At 64.1% G+C, this 16005-nt stretch carries 16 protein-coding genes and 1 rRNA gene; 11 read left to right on the top strand and 6 right to left on the bottom strand.

Annotation, left to right across the window (positions count from 1 at the left end; all coding sequences use genetic code 11):
- Window positions 1-247: 247 nt before the first annotated feature.
- From rrf to VFW84_RS07550, 6 genes are all read left to right on the top strand, one after another.
- Window positions 248-360 (top strand): 5S ribosomal RNA (rrf, locus tag VFW84_RS07575).
- A 112-nt stretch (window positions 361-472) separates the two neighbouring features.
- A complete protein-coding gene (locus tag VFW84_RS07570) occupies window positions 473-925 on the top strand; it encodes a DUF494 domain-containing protein (RefSeq protein ID WP_329679841.1) in 453 nt (150 codons plus the stop codon).
- A 159-nt stretch (window positions 926-1084) separates the two neighbouring features.
- A complete protein-coding gene (locus VFW84_RS17510) occupies window positions 1085-1573 on the top strand; it encodes a hypothetical protein (RefSeq protein WP_414638931.1) in 489 nt (162 codons plus the stop codon).
- Window positions 1574-1720: 147 nt separating this feature from the next.
- Window positions 1721-2482, top strand: a complete 762-nt coding sequence (locus tag VFW84_RS07560; RefSeq protein WP_329679840.1) for an AzlC family ABC transporter permease — start codon at window positions 1721-1723, stop codon at window positions 2480-2482.
- Window positions 2482-2826 carry an AzlD domain-containing protein gene (locus VFW84_RS07555; protein WP_329679839.1) on the top strand — a complete coding sequence of 115 codons (345 nt, stop codon included), beginning with the start codon at window positions 2482-2484 and terminating at the stop codon, window positions 2824-2826. The genes VFW84_RS07560 and VFW84_RS07555 overlap by 1 nt, the downstream gene beginning before the upstream one ends.
- Window positions 2827-2924: 98 nt before the next feature.
- On the top strand, window positions 2925-4121 hold the full coding sequence (locus tag VFW84_RS07550; RefSeq protein ID WP_329679838.1) for a phosphoglycerate kinase: 1197 nt from the start codon (window positions 2925-2927) through the stop codon (window positions 4119-4121).
- Between the two features lie 49 nt (window positions 4122-4170).
- Here the strand turns inward: VFW84_RS07550 and VFW84_RS07545 are convergent, their stop codons facing one another.
- The 6 genes from VFW84_RS07545 to VFW84_RS07520 all read right to left on the bottom strand — a co-directional run bounded on the left by VFW84_RS07545 (window position 4171) and on the right by VFW84_RS07520 (window position 9776).
- On the bottom strand, window positions 4171-5043 hold the full coding sequence (locus VFW84_RS07545) for a metal-dependent hydrolase (protein ID WP_329679837.1): 873 nt from the start codon (window positions 5041-5043) through the stop codon (window positions 4171-4173).
- 53 nt (window positions 5044-5096) lie between these two features.
- Entirely contained in the window at window positions 5097-5966 is an 870-nt protein-coding gene (locus tag VFW84_RS07540; RefSeq protein WP_329679836.1) for a metal-dependent hydrolase, read from the bottom strand.
- A 65-nt stretch (window positions 5967-6031) separates the two neighbouring features.
- Complete coding sequence (locus VFW84_RS07535; protein WP_329679835.1) at window positions 6032-6928, bottom strand: metal-dependent hydrolase; 897 nt, start codon at window positions 6926-6928, stop codon at window positions 6032-6034.
- A gap of 78 nt (window positions 6929-7006) precedes the next feature.
- Window positions 7007-8083, bottom strand: coding sequence for a helix-turn-helix domain-containing protein (locus tag VFW84_RS07530; protein WP_329679834.1), 1077 nt, complete (start codon window positions 8081-8083; stop codon window positions 7007-7009).
- Window positions 8084-8099: 16 nt separating this feature from the next.
- A complete protein-coding gene (locus VFW84_RS07525; protein ID WP_329679833.1) occupies window positions 8100-8927 on the bottom strand; it encodes an alpha/beta hydrolase in 828 nt (275 codons plus the stop codon).
- Window positions 8928-8951: 24 nt separating this feature from the next.
- The gene (locus VFW84_RS07520) at window positions 8952-9776 is read right to left on the bottom strand and encodes a PaaX family transcriptional regulator C-terminal domain-containing protein (RefSeq protein ID WP_329679832.1); all 825 of its coding nucleotides are present in this window, start codon (window positions 9774-9776) and stop codon (window positions 8952-8954) included.
- Window positions 9777-9985: 209 nt separating this feature from the next.
- Between VFW84_RS07520 and pyk the strand changes: the two genes are divergently transcribed.
- The 5 genes from pyk to VFW84_RS07495 all read left to right on the top strand — a co-directional run bounded on the left by pyk (window position 9986) and on the right by VFW84_RS07495 (window position 15973).
- The gene (pyk, locus tag VFW84_RS07515) at window positions 9986-11419 is read left to right on the top strand and encodes a pyruvate kinase (RefSeq protein WP_329679831.1); all 1434 of its coding nucleotides are present in this window, start codon (window positions 9986-9988) and stop codon (window positions 11417-11419) included.
- Window positions 11420-11529: 110 nt separating this feature from the next.
- Complete coding sequence (gene fba, locus VFW84_RS07510) at window positions 11530-12591, top strand: class II fructose-bisphosphate aldolase (protein WP_329679830.1); 1062 nt, start codon at window positions 11530-11532, stop codon at window positions 12589-12591.
- A gap of 101 nt (window positions 12592-12692) precedes the next feature.
- Window positions 12693-13640 (top strand): triacylglycerol lipase, encoded by a 948-nt coding sequence (locus tag VFW84_RS07505; protein WP_329679829.1) that lies wholly within the window; start codon window positions 12693-12695, stop codon window positions 13638-13640.
- 47 nt (window positions 13641-13687) lie between these two features.
- A complete protein-coding gene (locus VFW84_RS07500) occupies window positions 13688-14338 on the top strand; it encodes a glutathione S-transferase (protein WP_329679828.1) in 651 nt (216 codons plus the stop codon).
- A 135-nt stretch (window positions 14339-14473) separates the two neighbouring features.
- Window positions 14474-15973 (top strand): PAS domain-containing sensor histidine kinase, encoded by a 1500-nt coding sequence (locus tag VFW84_RS07495; protein ID WP_329679827.1) that lies wholly within the window; start codon window positions 14474-14476, stop codon window positions 15971-15973.
- Window positions 15974-16005 lie beyond the last annotated feature (32 nt).

Below are 16005 nucleotides of genomic sequence, written 5' to 3'. Positions count from 1 at the left end.
TGCGTTAAGCTAACCAATACTAATTGCCCGTGCGGCTTGACCCTATAACTTTGACGACACACGTCAAGGACAATATGTGACACAATGCTTGCTTGCCAACGTTTGTTCAAATCAAACGCAAGAAGGCTTGGTTGACACCAGCGCAATCATCTGCTGATTTAAAAGACTCTACGAATTGAACGCTCCCTCAAGAGCTGACCCCATAGCGATGGTTGCCCTCATGTGAGAGCAGCTGTCAACGGTTAAGCCTGATGACCATAGCGAGTTGGTCCCACTCCTTCCCATCCCGAACAGGACAGTGAAACGACTCAGCGCCGATGATAGTGCGGATTCACGTGTGAAAGTAGGACATCGTCAGGCTAATTATTGAGCAAAGCCCCCGTCTGCGGACGGGGGCTTTTGTTTTTTCCGATTCTCATTTATACGTGCTTACGCTTGCACACTCAGGTTGGTGATGCGCTATAGTGGTTCCATGTTTGACGTGCTTGTCTACCTGTACGAACACTATTGGCGTCCGGATGCCATTCCGGACCCCGAGTTGCTGACACGCAAGTTGTCTGCGGTGGGGTTCGAGGCGGAAGAGATCTCTGAAGCCTTGCGCTGGTTGAATGGGCTGGCTCAGGTCGCAGAGTCTGACGCCCGGTCCGCCGATCCTCGGAGCGTGCGGGTTTATTCCATGATCGAGTTGGAGCACGTGGGTGCTGAAGGCTTGGGCTATGTCCGCTTCCTCGAATCCGCGGGTGTACTGACGGCCGCGTTGCGTGAACGGATCTTGGATCGCGCTCTGGCCATCCCTGGTGGGCCGGTGAGCATGGAAGACCTCAAGGTCATTGTCCTGATGGTCTTCTGGACCGCGGGAGAAGAGCCGGATGCCCTGATCCTCGACGAGTTGTTCGCCGAAGAGGGCGAGCGGGCGATCCACTGACTGGACAGATCGATGTTTGCAAGAAGCCGCCTGTGGGCGGCTTTTGTCTTTTCGGGCTCAAGTGTCTACCTGATCGACCGTAATCATCCACATGTGCCGTCATGAATGAGGTGCGCACAGGCGAAGAGCGCGGTGTTCGCGCAGGTCAGGAGTGATGGAATGTCCAAGAGCAGTGTTGGTTGGAGAATCTGCGCCATGGTGCTGATGGGGGCCATGGTGAGCGGTTGCGACCAACTGGGGTTGGAGACCCCGGCGAAAACGGCCGAGAAGGCCACGGCCGAGTCTCGCGCCGTGGGCAGCGCCTGCCGGCATGCCATGCGTGCCATTGAGGACTGCTATTTGCTCAACCCGAAGGCCGAGAAAGCCTCGGTGTTCGCCGGTTGGCGCGAGATGGACGAGTACATGCGCGAGAACAAGCTGGAGGGCGTGGCCCCTCAGGTTCCGCGTCCCGCCACAGGGGCATCCAAGGCGGAGGAGGACGATGAGGAGGTGATCGATGAGGAGGCCGATGCCTCCGCCACCGAGGGCCGCGATACCACCAGTGCCGACAAAGCGGCCAGTGGTGCCAAGTCCAGCAAGCGCGAAAAGGAGTCAGCCAAAGCCTCATCCGCGCAAGAATCTGGCAAGGACGCGAGCAAGCCTCGTTGAGGCTTGGGCCGGACCTCTGCGCGCATCAAGCCATAGGGCGCCAGGTGGCCACACCAGCGAGGCTGGGGTCTCGATCTGCATGTCGTTGCCTGGGGGCAATCGGGTGCGCTCATGACGCGATGAGGCGCACGGCCTGACAATGGCGAGATGCCCATCTCCAAAGACCTGACCCTGAGTTTGAGCGATCCGCTTTTATGGCGACATCCTGCTCGCCTCCAGGGCATGCGTGACATGGGGGGAATGATGCCGGGGTTCGTGGCCTGGGGCCTGGTCACGGGGGTGGCCATGGTCAAGGGAGGCCTGCCATTGCCTGTGGCGCTGCTCATGGCGCTGACGGTGTTTGCGGCGAGCGCTCAATTGGCGGCCATGCCCTTGATGCTGGTGGGCGCGCCCCTGTGGGTGATCTGGCTGACGGCCCTGTGTGTGAATCTGCGCTTCGTGATATTCAGTGTGCAGATGCGCCGGCACATGATGGGGCTGCGTGGACCTTGGCGGCTGCTGGCGGGGTATCTGACGGCGGATCTCACCTATGTCCTGATGCATCAACGGTATGGGGAGGCTGCGCCGGCCGATCGAGAGCAACCGGAGCCCCTGGCCTATTTCTGCGGGCTGGTGTCAGTCAACTGGTTTGGCTGGAATGTGGCAGCGGTGTGCGGTGTGCTGTTTGCCGAGCTGATTCCGACGGCGTGGGGTTTGGGGTTCGCTGGCACCCTGGCATTGGTGGGGCTTCTGGTCACGCTGGTGCGTGATCGCATCACCGGCATCACGGCAGGATTGGCGGCCACGGCCGCGATCGCTGCGTTTGCCCTGCCCTTCAAGTTGCATATCGTGGTGGCGGTGGCCGCTGCGGTGGCGTCGGGGCTGTTGTTGGACCGGGTGCGGGCCTTGTCGGTGAGGCATGTCCACTGATGCTGAGTGAGCTCTGGACCCACCGGGAGATGGTGCTGGCGGTGCTGGGCCTGATCGCCATCTCGGCGCTCACCCGTTCGCTGTTCTTTCTGACGGATCAGCCCTGGCAGTTGCCGCCGCTGGTGGAGCGGGGGCTGCGCTACGCGCCGCTGGCCGCCTTGAGCGCCGTGGTGGCCCCAGACATCGTGCTCACGCAAGGGCAGTGGGCGCCCACCTGGCAGGATGCCCGTTGGTATGCCACCGCGGCTGCCATGGCCTATGCAGCCTGGCGGCGGGACATGCTGGGCACGATCGTGGTGGGCATGGCGGTTCTGCTGCCCCTCAAACTGGGGTTGGGTTGGTGAGCGACTTCGCAGACGGCGGGTCATCGAGTCTCTACAATGCGCCATTTCGCGCATGCGGATGACCCGCTCTGCTCATTGATCCTCCTCATTACAAGCTTATGAACATTCTCCGACTCGAAGACCTCGTGGCCCAGGGCAAGGTGGCCAACCAGCGCGTGTTCATCCGTGCTGACCTGAATGTGCCTCAGGACGATGCGGGCGCCATCACCGAGGACACGCGCATCCGCGCATCGGTGCCGGCGATCGAGTTGGCCCTGAAGGGAGGCGCTGCCGTGATGGTGACCTCCCATCTGGGCCGCCCCACGGAGGGCGAGTTCAAGCCGGAAGATTCGCTGGCACCCGTGGCCCAGCGCCTGGGTGAGTTGCTGGGGCGTGAGGTGCCGCTGGTGAGCAACTGGTTGGATGGCGTGACCGTGGCGCCGGGTCAGGTGGTGCTGCTGGAGAACTGCCGTCTCAACAAGGGTGAGAAGAAGAACAGCGAAGAGCTGGCCCGCAAGCTGGCGGCCTTGTGCGACATCTTCGTGAACGATGCTTTCGGGACAGCCCACCGTGCCGAAGGCACGACGTATGGCATTGCCCAGTTTGCCAAGGTAGCCTGTGCCGGCCCCCTGCTGGCCGCCGAGATCGACGCGATCACCAAGGCACTGGAAGCGCCCAAGCGCCCCCTGGTGGCCATTGTGGCCGGCTCCAAGGTGTCGACCAAGCTGACCATCCTGCAGGCCCTGTCCAAGAATGTGGATGGGTTGATCGTGGGCGGCGGCATTGCCAATACCTTCATGCTGGCGGCGGGTCTGAAGATCGGCAAGTCATTGGCCGAACCCGACCTGCTGGGGGATGCCAAGGCGGTGATCGAGGCCATGAAGGCGCGTGGCGCCGAGGTGCCCATTCCCGAGGATGTTGTGGTGGCCAAGGCGTTTGCGGCCGATGCCCCTGCCACCGTGAAGGCGGCCGATGAGGTGGCCGACGATGATCTGATCCTGGACATCGGCCCCAAGACGGCTGCCCGCCTGGCGGCTCAGCTCAAGTCCGCGGGCACCATTGTCTGGAATGGCCCCGTGGGCGTGTTCGAGTTCGAGGCCTTCTCCAAGGGCACCGAGGCGATCGCCCGCGCGATTGCCGAGTCCAGCGCCTTCAGCATTGCCGGCGGTGGCGACACCTTGGCGGCCATTGCCAAGTACGGCATTGAAAAGGATGTGGGTTACATCTCGACCGGCGGTGGCGCCTTCCTGGAAATTCTCGAAGGCAAGACGCTGCCGGCGTTCGAGATTCTGGCCAAGCGTGCTGCTGGCGGATGATGTCGACTGTTGCCTGAAGAAGGGACCGCGTTGCGGTCCCTTTGTGCTTTCAGGGGGGCAGCAGCGCGTCGCTGGCGGCCACCGGATTGTCGGTGGCCTGCAGGTGCCGGGCCCAGCGCTCAAAACTGGGCAGCATGGGCGTCTGCCAGGGGTGGTAGCCCGGTTTGAACCAGGCCAGATAAGGGCCGATCACGGTGCGCAGCAGGCCCGGGCGACCCCACAGCCACCACAGCCCCCGAGCCCACAGCCCCCAGCGCTGTCGGCGGGTGTAGCCGTCGACCTTGAACATGTGGTTCATGATCTGAGCCACTTGAAAGGTGTAGCTCAGGGTGACCTGCAGCAGGGCGCCTGTGCGTCGCAGATAGCTGCCGTGTGCCACGGTCTGGAAGACGTCGAAGGCGACGCCCTTGTGCTCGACTTCTTCGACTGCATGCCAGGCCAGCAGGGCCCGCACACGTGGGTCGGCGCGGGCAAACAGTTCGGGGCGCTCAAAGAGGTTGTGCGAGAGGATGGCCGTGAGGTGCTCGGCCGCCGTGGTCATGGCCAGGGTGTGGGTGGCGGAGAGCTGCTGGCGGCAGATGTCAAAGAGCACGTGGCGGATGTTGGCCTCGATCTTGTCGACCTTGATGCCTTGTGCGGCCAGTCGGCGATTGAAGCACTGGTGCTGATGGCGGTGCTGGGCTTCCTGGTGGGTGAACTGGCGCACGTCGTGGCGCAGTGCTGGATCGCTGATGGATCCAGCGAAGTCGCGCACGCAGGCGATGAAGAAGCGTTCACCTTCCGGGAAGGTGATGGACATCGCGTCGAACAGACGGGTCTTGAACGCGTCACCGTCAAACCAGTGGCGCGGCAGATCCTGATCATCGAGCCGGAAGTTCAGATCCAGCCGAGGTGTGATCGGGGGCGGGGCGTGAGAGGCCATGAACGGCCTTTCGGCGCCGTGGCCCGCCAACTTGAGCCCCGCGAGGGAAAACCTCAGTGTCCCTGGGCGTGCAATGCGTCGCCCGCAGCCAGGGGGCTGCCGGTGCCATTGAAGGTGTCGACCCAGGTTTGATAGCTGTGCAGGTCGCCGCTCTTCCAGGGGTGAAAGCCGGGGATGAAGTAGGTGAGGTAATGGCCCGTCAAGGGCGCAAACAGGCCGCGCGGGTTATAGAGCCACCACAGGCCTTTGGCCCACATCTTGGCACGCTCCCAGCGACTGAAGCCATCGACCTTGAGCATGTGGCGTGTGACCAGCAGCACGTGGATGGAGAAGACCAGGGTGACTTCGATCATGGCCAGGATGCGGCGGGGGTACCAGACCTTGGCCACCTTGGTCATGACGTCAAAGGCCACGGCTTTGTGCTCGATTTCTTCCACGGCATGCCAGGCGTACAGCGCACGCATGCGTGAATCGGCCTGCTCCAGGGTCGTCTTTCGTTTGAAGAGACCGTGGGCCATGATGGCCGTCATGTGTTCGGCGGCGGCCGTGACGGCCAGGGTGTGCTTCTTGGGCAGGTATTTGCGCGCCAGATTGAAGGAGATGTGTCGCTGGATGGCTTCGAGCCGGTCCACATCGATGCCCTGAGCTCGCAGGTGCTGGTTGAACTGGTTGTGCACCATGGTGTGCTGGGCTTCCTGGCGGATGAAGTCCTTGATCTCCTGCTGCAGCTGGGGATCGGTCACCTGGTCACGGAAGTCGCGCACGCAGGCGATGAAGAATTTCTCGCCTTCGGGGAAGATGGTCGACATGGCGTCGAAGAAGCGGGTCTTGAACGGATCCCCGCCGAACCAGTATTTGGGGATCTCGCCTTGCAGGCCGAAGTCCAGCTTTTCGCGAGGAATGATCGGGTGTTGGTGTGACATGGCACGCACTCCTGGAGGCTTGGTGAGGTCTGATGCGACAAATGGCTGCGGTGTGGCGGGCGGCTTCAGCCGCGCGCGCCACCATGGGCATTGAGGTAGTTCATCAACTGCTTGCTGGCGTCGATCGGCGAGCGCTCGGCCATCAGGCGACTCCATTCGGGGTAGCAAGGCACCACGGGCTCGTCCCAGGGATGAAAGCCCGGCTTGAGGTAGCTGAAGTACTGGCCTAGCAGGGGCAGGAAAACCCCCCCGGGCTTGTAGAGCCACCACAGGCCCTTGGCCCAGATGCGGGTGCGCTCCCAGCGGCTGAAGCCATCAACCTGCAGCATGTGACGCATGATGCGAAAGACATGGAAGGGAAAGAGTATGGTCACCAACAGCATGGACAGCACGCGGGTGAGGTAGCTGGCCTGGGCCACGCCGGTCAGCACGTCATAGGCCACGGCCTTGTGCTCCATCTCTTCCATGGCGTGCCAGACATAGAGGGCACGGATGCGGTCATCGGCCCCGTCGAGGATGTGGTGGCGCTCGACGAAGGCGTCGGCCATGATGGCCGTGATGTGTTCTGCGGCGGCGGTGATGCCCAGCGAGAACTCACGCGAGAGTTTCTTGCGGATGATGCCGAAGAGGCGCCGCTCCTGCCCTTCCAGGATGCGATCGACGCCGATGCCCTGATCGGCAAGACGCTGGTTGTAGCGGGTGTGCAGCATGCTGTGCTGCGCTTCCTGGCGCGTGAAGTCCTTGATCTGCTGCTGCAGCTTGGGATCGGTGATGCGGTCCTTGAAGTCGCGCACACAGGTGATGAAGAAGCGCTCACCCACCGGGAACAGGGTGGACATGGCATCGAACAGCCGGGTCTTGAAGGGGTCGCCCGCCAGCCAGAAGCGTGGGATGTCCCCATCCAGACCGAAGTCCAGGTGTTCACGGGGGATGATGTCGGGAGCAGGAGCGCGTGAGGTCATGGTCCGCACTGTAGGAATCCTGGCTGGAACATGCAAGACAGGACCGCGACAGGGCGGAAGTAACAGCGACAGCCGCGCCTAGGGATTACCCTGGCGACGGAAATCGCTGGGCGACATGCCCGTCCAGCGCGAAAACGCTTGCGAGAAACTGCGGCGGTCGGCAAAACCGAGCTGCTCGCTGATGTCTTCAACCGAGAGGGCCGGGTTGTGGAGCCACTGGCAGGCCAGTTCATGGCGCACCCGGTTGATGATGCCCGACAGTTGCTCGCCTTCTTCGCGCAGGCGACGCTGCAGGGTGCGGGGGTGCAAGCCCAGGGCATCGGCCAGGGCGTCGATGCCTTGGCCCAGCAGAACAGGGTGGCGCCGCAGGCGGTCTTCGATCTGTGCGGCCAGGCCGTCCCGGGGCCGGGCCGTGGCGCTGCTGGCGGTGGCCAGGGTGCGTTGGGCGATCTGATCGGCCACGCGGCGGGCCGCCATTTCATGCAGGGAAGGCAGTGCGCCGCGCAGAGGGTGGTCCAGCAGGCTGCGGTGGAACCACAAGGCCGTCAGATCCTGGCCGAAGCGCACCGGCAAGCCCAGGGCCTTGACCGTGGCTTCGCTGCCGGGGCGCGCGGCGTGGCGGAAGGTGACTTCACCATGCCAGTGGCTGTCGCCAATCATCAGCCGCACGAACTTGCACACCGTCACGAAGACCGATTCACTGAAATGCCAGGTGTCGCCTTCCTGGGCATCGGGGTGACTGAAATGCAGAACCAGGCGGGCCTGTTCCCCGTGCTCCTGCAGCGTCAGTTGCATGAAGGGGTTGATCAGGGGAGGCAGCCATTGCAGTGCGGGCTCTGCAGCACGCAGCGAGGGGCTGGTGGTGATGAAGGTTTCCACGTCGGACAGGTAGTCAAACGCAAAGGATTCCCCCAGGACCAGCGGGAAGTGCAGTTGCGGGTCGTGGGTTCGCGCCTCGTCCACGCAGTGTTGCATCAGGGTGAGCATGGCCGCGACGCCAATCACGGCACTTTCAGGGTGCAGGTGGTCGATGTCCACGCCCACCTCGCTCAGCATGGGGCCGATGTTGAATCCGCACAGCGCCGCCGACCGCACCCAGTTGGTGACGGTCACGAAGGGGATCGAGGTATCGGTGCGGATCGGCTTGGTGGACACGGCGCTCAGTTCATGGTCAGGCCTTGAATTGTTGCAGCCATTTGAGCACTTCCGTGGCTGTGGCGTCGGGTTGCTCGAAAGGATAGAGGTGGGTGCCGTTGATCCAGGAGAGGCGGGGGCCGACCAACTGGCGGATGGCGCGCATGCCAACCAGACGCAACTCCCGCGAACGCCGCCCGCCGATGAAGGCCACCGGACAGCTCAGGGGTTGGCGCTGGATCTGCCGAGTGATGCCATGGGGCATGGTGTTGTAGATGTCGCGCTCGACGTCGCGATGGAAGCGCAGGGTGTGCGGCGCGTCGGGGTGAGGCCCGACCGTGCCGTGGCGCAGATAGTCGTCGAGCACGCGTGGGTGGAAGGCCGCGAACTTGGGCTTGGCGCGGAAGTGCTCGTGTGCCTCGGCCTGGCTGGACCAGTGGTGACAGCGTTGTGCAGCGATGCGGGAAGGCATGATCTGCTGCATGAGCCCCAGCTTCTTGGCCAGGCTGATACCGGTGGCACGCAGGCCATCCAGCAAGGGGGAGTCAAGCACCACCACGCCACGGGCCCACTGTGGATGCTGGTGGGCCATCATGAGGCTGAGGTAGCCGCCCAGGGAGTGGCCAACCAGGTAGACCGGTTGGCCGACGTCCTGGGTGACGAAGTCGTGCAACTGGCGCACCAGGTGGGGCCAGTCGGTGGTGACCGGGTAGCGCGGATCGTGTCCGAACTGGTCGATGGCGCGCACGTTGTAGCCCGCGGCCCGCCAGCGTTCGAACAGGGCTTCGTAGGTGCGCGCCGGGAAGCTGTTGGCGTGGGAGAACACGATGGTCGGCCCTTCGGCCGACGGGGACGATTCGGTCATGATCATGTGAGGCAGTACAGCCCTCTATGACGGCAGAGACTGGTTGTCGCTGAACTCGAAAAAGCGCCACCAGATCGACCGCCCGGCGGCATCGAAATCCCGCACAGTGGAAAAGAAGTCGGCACGCGCCTGTGCATCGACCAGGGCGTCGGGCAGCAGGGGGTCCCAGACGACCTGGCGGATGGCGCGGCGGTCGAGCAGATAGGCCTCGCGGGCGGCCTGGGCGGGGTCGAGCCGATCCAGCTGAGCCAGCCAGTCGCGCAGTTGCTGGTGGGTTTGGCGATAGCCCTCGCTGAGCGCGGCGCCTTGCCACAGGGCATCGAGCTGTCGCGCCAGATCCTCGCTGACCTCGTCCATGGCAAAGACCCAGGCCTGAGGCTCCAGGCCCAGCGCGAGCAGGCGCTGGCGGGCGGCCGCCACCCCACCCAGGAGGTTGTCGGGGCGTACATGCAGGCCCTTGCTGACCTCCAGAAATCCCATCATCTGCAGGGCCCGATCGCGGCGCTGCAGGGCCGCGCGGTCGCTGCGGGGCATGGAGGCCGTATGCACGCCAATGTAGCGACCTACCTGCCAGGAGCCCAGGCGCTGCTCGATCTGGCGCCAGGCCGAGATCTCGCGGCCGAGGTGCTCCCCGGCGGGCCCCAGGCAATAGGTGCCCCGGCCTGCGGCCACCGCCAGATCCTGGGCCTGCAGTCTCACCAGGGCCACGCGGATGTTGTTCTCGCTGATGCCGAACAGGGCGCCAGCGGCCACCAACTGACGCGAGGGATAAGCCTGGCCCTCGGCGGCCAGCAGCAGACTCTGGATCAGGGCTTTGGCGGTAGGGGGCGAACTGCCGGACAGGGCCATGGTGGAGGCTTATTACATGAATAAATTCGAGGACGTGTGTATTGTAATTTCTGCGCAAAGGGCTGTGTCAAGACGGCAACGCTTGACTCGGGGTGAGTCGTGAACTCTGCTGAAGCAGGGCGCACGGGGCTCATGTTCTGTGATCGGGGGGCATTTTTTGATGTGAAACTAGGCGGATCGGTCGACAGACCGCTTCATTGCGAGCCACCATGCCAAGAGCCACCAAGATCGTCGCCACCCTGGGTCCTGCTTCATCGTCTGCCGAGGTGCTGGAGCGCATGCTGCTGGCGGGCGTGGACGTGGTGCGACTGAATTTCTCGCATGGACAGGCACAGGATCACATCGATCGTGCCCGCCTGGTGCGCGAGGTGGCGGCCCGGGTCGGCAAGGTCGTGGCCATCATGGCCGATCTGCAAGGGCCCAAGATCCGCGTGGGCAAGTTCGCCGAAGGCAAGGTCATGCTGGAGTCCGGGCAGCCCTTCGTGCTGGATGCCAGCCGGACCGCGCCGGGGGACCTGCAGGGCGTCGGGCTGGACTACAAGGAGTTGCCACGCGACGTGAGGCCTGGCGACATCCTGCTGCTCAACGATGGTCTGATCGTGTTGACCGTCGAGTCCGTCAAGGGCGAGGCCGTGCACACCGTGGTGAAGATGGGGGGCGAGCTGTCCAACAACAAGGGCATCAACAAGCAGGGGGGCGGCCTGACCGCGCCGGCCCTGACCGCCAAAGACATGGAGGACATCCGGACAGCGGCCAGCTTCCAGTGTGACTACATTGCCGTGTCCTTCCCCAAGAATGCCACCGACATGGAGATGGCGCGCCAACTGGCCAATGTGGCGGGCGAGCCATGGAAGCACCGGCCCGCCCTGATCGCCAAGATCGAGCGCACCGAGGCCATCCCCAATCTGGAGTCCATCCTCAAGGCCTCGGACGGCATCATGGTGGCGCGGGGGGATCTGGCCGTGGAGGTGGGCAATGCCGCCGTGCCCGCCCTGCAAAAGCGCATGATCAAGCTGGCCCGCGAGATGGACAAGGTGGTCATCACGGCCACGCAGATGATGGAGTCCATGATCGTCAATCCGGTGCCCACGCGTGCCGAGGTCTCGGACGTGGCCAATGCCGTGCTCGATGGCACCGATGCGGTCATGCTCAGTGCCGAGACGGCCGCGGGCAAGTACCCGGTTGAGACCGTGGAGCAGATGGCGGCCGTGGCCCTGGCGGCCGAGCGGGCCGAAGAAGTGTCGCTGGATGCCGATTTCATCAACCAGCGTTTCGAGCGCATCGACCAGTCCATTGCCATGGGGGCCCTGTTCACGGCCTACCACCTGGGCTGCCGCGCCATCATCGCGCTGACCGAGTCGGGTTCGACCGCCTTGTGGATGAGCCGCCACCGCATCCATGTGCCCATCTTCGCGCTGACGGCCCAGGCCACCTCCTTGAGCAAGATGGCGCTGTACCGCAATGTGCGGCCCCTGCTCGTGCCGGGGTACACCGACCGCGATGAGGCCCTGCGTCAGGCGGAATCCATTTTGGTGGCGCGCGGGGTGCTCAAGCCTGGTGACACCTACGCCATCACCTGCGGTGAGCCCATGGGGCACCCCGGTGGCACGAACATGCTCAAGGTCGCCGAAGTGCGAGCCTGAGCCCCCGGTTCGGGTGGCGTGAGACCCTGAGGCGCCCAATGGCGCCTCAGGTCGTTAAAATCGCGCCCAATTTCTGAAATCTTTGTGTTTGCCGACTACTAGGGGTCACTATGCTCGTTTCAATGCGCCAACTGCTGGACCATGCTGCCGAGAACGGCTATGGCATCCCGGCCTTCAACGTCAACAACCTGGAGCAGGTGCAGGCCGTGATGGCCGCGGCGGACGAAGTCGGTGCCCCCGTCATCCTGCAGGCCAGCGCCGGTGCCCGCAAGTACGCCGGCGAGGCCTTCATCAAGCACCTGATCCAGGCGGCGGTCGAGATGTACCCCCACATTCCCCTGGTGATGCACCAGGATCACGGGCAGTCGCCCGCGATCTGCCAGGGCGCCATCGACCTGGGCTTTGGCTCGGTGATGATGGACGGCTCGCTCAAGGAAGACGGCAAGACGCCCGCTTCGTTCGACTACAACGTGGACGTGACCCGCAAGGTGGTCGAGATGGCCCACAAGGTCGGCGTGACCGTGGAGGGCGAACTGGGTTGCCTGGGCAATCTGGAAACCGGTGAAGCGGGTGAGGAAGACGGCATCGGCGCCGAAGGCAAGCTGGACCACAGCCAGATGCTGACCGACCCGGAAGAAGCCGCCGTGTTCGTCAAGGCCACCCAACTGGACGCCCTGGCGATTGCCATCGGCACCAGCCACGGCGCCTACAAGTTCTCGCGCAAGCCCACGGGTGACATCCTGGCCATCAGCCGCGTCAAGGAAATCCACGCGCGCATCCCCAACACCCACCTGGTGATGCACGGCTCCTCGTCGGTGCCCCAGGACCTGCTGGCCATCATCAACCAGTACGGCGGCAAGATGAAGGAAACCTACGGCGTGCCCGTCGAAGAGATCCAGGAAGCCATCAAGTACGGCGTGCGCAAGATCAACATCGACACCGACATTCGTCTGGCGATGACCGGTGCCGTGCGCAAGTTCCTGGCGGAGAACCCCGACAAGTTTGACGCCCGCGAGTGGCTCAAGCCTGCCCGCGAAGCCGCCAAGCAGATCTGCAAGCAGCGCTACATGGAGTTTGGCTGCGAAGGCCAGGCCGGCAAGATCAAGCCCATCACCATGAGCGAGATCGCCGCCATGTACGCCAGCGGCAAGCTGGCCCAGGTGGTGGCCTGATCGGCACGCGCGGGCTCCAGCGGGGCTCGCTTGTGTGATCATCGACCGGCGCAGGCGCCCGCCTCGCCGGTTTTTTTCTCTCTCGCCCCTTGGGGCCGCTCATGAAACCTGTTGTCTGGAAGACCGCCCTGGTCGTCGCCCTGCTGGGCGGATGTGTGATGGTGACTTCAGGGCCCGATGAGCCCAGTGCCCATGTCGATGATGTGGCGCGGACCTCCTATCCCATCGTGCTGGCCCACGGCATGATGGGTTTTGACCAGTTGGGCTCCCTGTCCTACTGGCCCGGCATCGTCGAGCGTTTGCGTGCGCACGGGGCCACCGTGGTGGTGACGCAGGTGTCGGCCTTCAACTCATCCGAGTTGCGGGGGCAGCAACTGTTGAAACAGGTCGAGCAGATCGTGGCACAAACGGGTGTGCGCAAGGTCAACCTCATTGGCCACAGCCATGGCAACCAGTCGGTTCGGTATGTGGCGGGCATGAGGCCGGATCTGGTGGCCTCCGTGACCTCGGTCGGTGGGGCCACGGCGGGCTCGGAAGTGGCAGACTGGGTGGCGACGCAGCAGCGCGAGCGTCCCTGGCTGGCCTCGGCGCTGATCTCGACCGGCAATGGCGTGGGGCGTCTGGTCAACTGGGCCAGTGACGCCGATCTGCCGCAGGATGCCCAGGCGGCACTTCATTCCTTGACGGCCCGGGGGGCGGCGGACTTCAGCAAGCGCTTTCCGGCCGGGGTTCCCGCGCAGCCTTGTGCCGAAGGCGCGCATGAGGTGCAGGGCATCCGTTATTACTCCTGGAGCGGCACGGGGCAGTTCTACCGCGCGGTGAACCTGTCCGACTACATCATGAGCCTCACGCACCTGGCCTTCAAGAAGGAGCAGGGCGATGGCCTGGTCGGGAAATGTGCCAGCCATCTGGGACAGGTGATCCGGGATGATTACCCCTTGAACCATTTCCACCTGGTCAATCAGTTCTTCGGCCTGGTGGGCAAGGAGGTGGACCCCGTTCAGCTCTATCTGGACCATGCGGTGAGGCTGAAGGCCGCGGGCCTGTGAGTCTTGCCTTAAGCTGCGCCCTGCATCGTTCAACGGAGACCCCACCCATGCTCAAGCTCTACGGATTCCCGCTGTCCAACTACTACAACAAGGTCAAGCTGGCCTTGCTGGAAAAGGGCGTGCCCTTCGAGGAGGTGCGCACGCCCTTTGGCACCGGGCAGGGCGAAGACGTGCTGAGCCGCTCGCCGCTGGGCAAGGTGCCCTACATCGAGACCGAGCGAGGTTGCCTGTGCGAGAGCCAGGCCATCATGGACTACATTGAGGCGCAGTGGCCTACACCGGCCCTGCTGCCCGCCGATCCCTGGGACGCGGCCAAGGTGCGCGAGCTCATCACCTTCCTGGATCTGCACGTCGAGCTGTGCGCGCGTCAGCTCTACTCGCAGGCGTTTTTCGGGGGCACCTTGCCCGAGAAGTTCATCGCCCGGGTGCGCGTCGATCTGGAGAAGAATTTGGCGGCGTTCAAGCGGCTGGCGGTGTTCGGGCCCTATGTGGCCGGGGACTGTTTCACGATGGCCGATTGTTCGGCCTACACCCACCTGCCGCTGGCGGGGCTGGCCAGCAAGCTGGTCTTGGGCGAGGATCTGGTGCTGGCGGCCGGCATCGACTGGAAGGCCTACGTCAAGCTCATCGACCAGCGCCCGACGGCCCAGCAGGTCGCGGCCGATCGCAAAGCGGACATGGCGGCCCGCGGGGCGTGAACAATCTCTCGGTCGGCGGGGGATTGCGCCCCGCTAGACGCCGCAGGGGCGCTTGAGCTAACATCCGTCGGACATCAGCGGACCGACAGGCTTGCAGTCTGGTCAGTGGCCCGCCACCAGCCACGGAGGGCGACCATGGGTAGCTTGATCAGCAGCACCGAGTGGGACGAATTGCCTTGCGGTCTTCTGACCCTGAACGACAGTGGGCAGATCGTGTCGGCCAATGCGCATCTGCAGCACATGCTGGGCCTGGGCGAGGCCGGTCTGATGGGCACGCATGTGGACGACATGCTGCCGCCCGCGTCCCGGCAGATGTACCACAGCTACCTGATGCCCCTGCTCCGGCAGCAAGGGCACATCGACGAGATCGCCTTGCCGCTCAAGCGCGCCGATGGTCTCTACATGGACACCATGTTCAACGCTTGCCGCAGCGGGGCCTCCGATCAGGCGCTGGTGCGATGTGCCTTCTTTCCGCTCAAGGAGCAGCGGCGCTTGGAAAGCCAGTTGCTGCACGCCAAGCGTGCGGCCGAGCAGATCCCGGGGGTGTTGTTCCATCTGCGCCATGAAACCGATGGCGAGTTGCGCTTTCACTATGCCAGCGAGGGCCTGCGGGCGCTCTTCGGCGTCAGCCCGCGGGAGGCCGCCGCGTCGGCCAACCATGTGCTGGCCAAGGTGCACAGCGAGGACATCCAGGCGGTGTTGTCGAGCCTGCAGCAATCGGCCAACCTGCTGACACCGTGGCGCGTCGAGTACCGCGTCGAACTGCCGACGGGCATGCAGTGGCGTGAGACCTACGCGTCACCCCAGCTGGACAGCGATGGCGGGGTGTCCTGGCATGGCTACATCCTCGACATCACCGAGCGCAAGGCCCTGGAGGTGGTGCGCCGTGACAAGGCGGCCGCCGAGCATGCCAGTCGGGCCAAGAGCGAGTTCCTGGCGCGGATCAGCCATGAGCTGCGCACGCCCCTCAATGGCATCCTGGGCTTCGCGCAATTGCTGCTGATGGACCCGCGATCGGTCCTGGACGAGGGACAGCGCCGCCGTGTGGCGTGCATCGAGACCTCAGGGCAGACCTTGTTGTCCTTGATCAACGAGGTCATGGACATTGCCCGGATCGAGTCAGGCGGGGTGCACATCAGCATCGACGAGGTGGATCTGGCGCCCGTGCTGCTGGAGGCCGTCACCATTGTCGAAACCATGGCGGCGCAGCGCCAGGTGGTGATGGATGTGGATGTGACGGGAGGGCACCGTGTGCGCGCCGATGTGCAGCGTCTGCGGCAGGTGGTGATCAACCTGCTGAGCAATGCGATCAAGTACGGTCCCGCGGGCGGTGTGGTCCGGATGCGAGCCTGTCTGGAGCCGCCCTGGCTGAGGATCATCGTCAGCGATCAGGGGCCTGGCCTCACGCCGGAGCAGCAGGCGCAGTTGTTCCAGCCCTTCAATCGCCTGGGGGCCGAGCGAACGTCGACCGAGGGGCATGGCCTGGGTCTGGTCATCACCCGCCATCTGGTGCAGCTCATGGGCGGGCGCATCCTGGTCAACAGCGTCCCGGGACAGGGCGCCTGTTTCGGGGTGCTCCTGCCGCAGGCGGCGTCGAGCGCAGCGCAGGCGATCAGCGGCACAATGTCGTCTTGACCGAGGCGGCGTTCGCGGACGCCGCCATCGGG

This window comes from Aquabacterium sp. (assembly GCF_036279655.1).
Lineage (GTDB): Bacteria > Pseudomonadota > Gammaproteobacteria > Burkholderiales > Burkholderiaceae_C > Aquabacterium.
This window is presented reverse-complemented; position numbering and strand designations above follow the sequence as displayed.

Bases quoted from the DNA above. Each gene is read 5' to 3' on its own strand.
- VFW84_RS07545 (WP_329679837.1), bottom strand. From the start codon at position 5,043: ATGGCCTCTCACGCCCCGCCCCCGATCACACCTCGGCTGGATCTGAAC.
- VFW84_RS07525 (WP_329679833.1), bottom strand. From the start codon at position 8,927: ATGACCGAATCGTCCCCGTCGGCCGAAGGGCCGACCATCGTGTTCTCC.
- VFW84_RS07555 (WP_329679839.1), top strand. From the start codon at position 2,482: ATGCTGAGTGAGCTCTGGACCCACCGGGAGATGGTGCTGGCGGTGCTG.
- VFW84_RS07540 (WP_329679836.1), bottom strand. From the start codon at position 5,966: ATGTCACACCAACACCCGATCATTCCTCGCGAAAAGCTGGACTTCGGC.
- VFW84_RS07500 (WP_329679828.1), top strand. From the start codon at position 13,688: ATGCTCAAGCTCTACGGATTCCCGCTGTCCAACTACTACAACAAGGTC.
- VFW84_RS07570 (WP_329679841.1), top strand. From the start codon at position 473: ATGTTTGACGTGCTTGTCTACCTGTACGAACACTATTGGCGTCCGGAT.
- fba (WP_329679830.1), top strand. From the start codon at position 11,530: ATGCTCGTTTCAATGCGCCAACTGCTGGACCATGCTGCCGAGAACGGC.
- VFW84_RS17510 (WP_414638931.1), top strand. From the start codon at position 1,085: ATGTCCAAGAGCAGTGTTGGTTGGAGAATCTGCGCCATGGTGCTGATG.
- VFW84_RS07505 (WP_329679829.1), top strand. From the start codon at position 12,693: ATGAAACCTGTTGTCTGGAAGACCGCCCTGGTCGTCGCCCTGCTGGGC.
- VFW84_RS07560 (WP_329679840.1), top strand. From the start codon at position 1,721: ATGCCCATCTCCAAAGACCTGACCCTGAGTTTGAGCGATCCGCTTTTA.
- VFW84_RS07535 (WP_329679835.1), bottom strand. From the start codon at position 6,928: ATGACCTCACGCGCTCCTGCTCCCGACATCATCCCCCGTGAACACCTG.
- pyk (WP_329679831.1), top strand. From the start codon at position 9,986: ATGCCAAGAGCCACCAAGATCGTCGCCACCCTGGGTCCTGCTTCATCG.
- VFW84_RS07550 (WP_329679838.1), top strand. From the start codon at position 2,925: ATGAACATTCTCCGACTCGAAGACCTCGTGGCCCAGGGCAAGGTGGCC.
- VFW84_RS07495 (WP_329679827.1), top strand. From the start codon at position 14,474: ATGGGTAGCTTGATCAGCAGCACCGAGTGGGACGAATTGCCTTGCGGT.
- VFW84_RS07520 (WP_329679832.1), bottom strand. From the start codon at position 9,776: ATGGCCCTGTCCGGCAGTTCGCCCCCTACCGCCAAAGCCCTGATCCAG.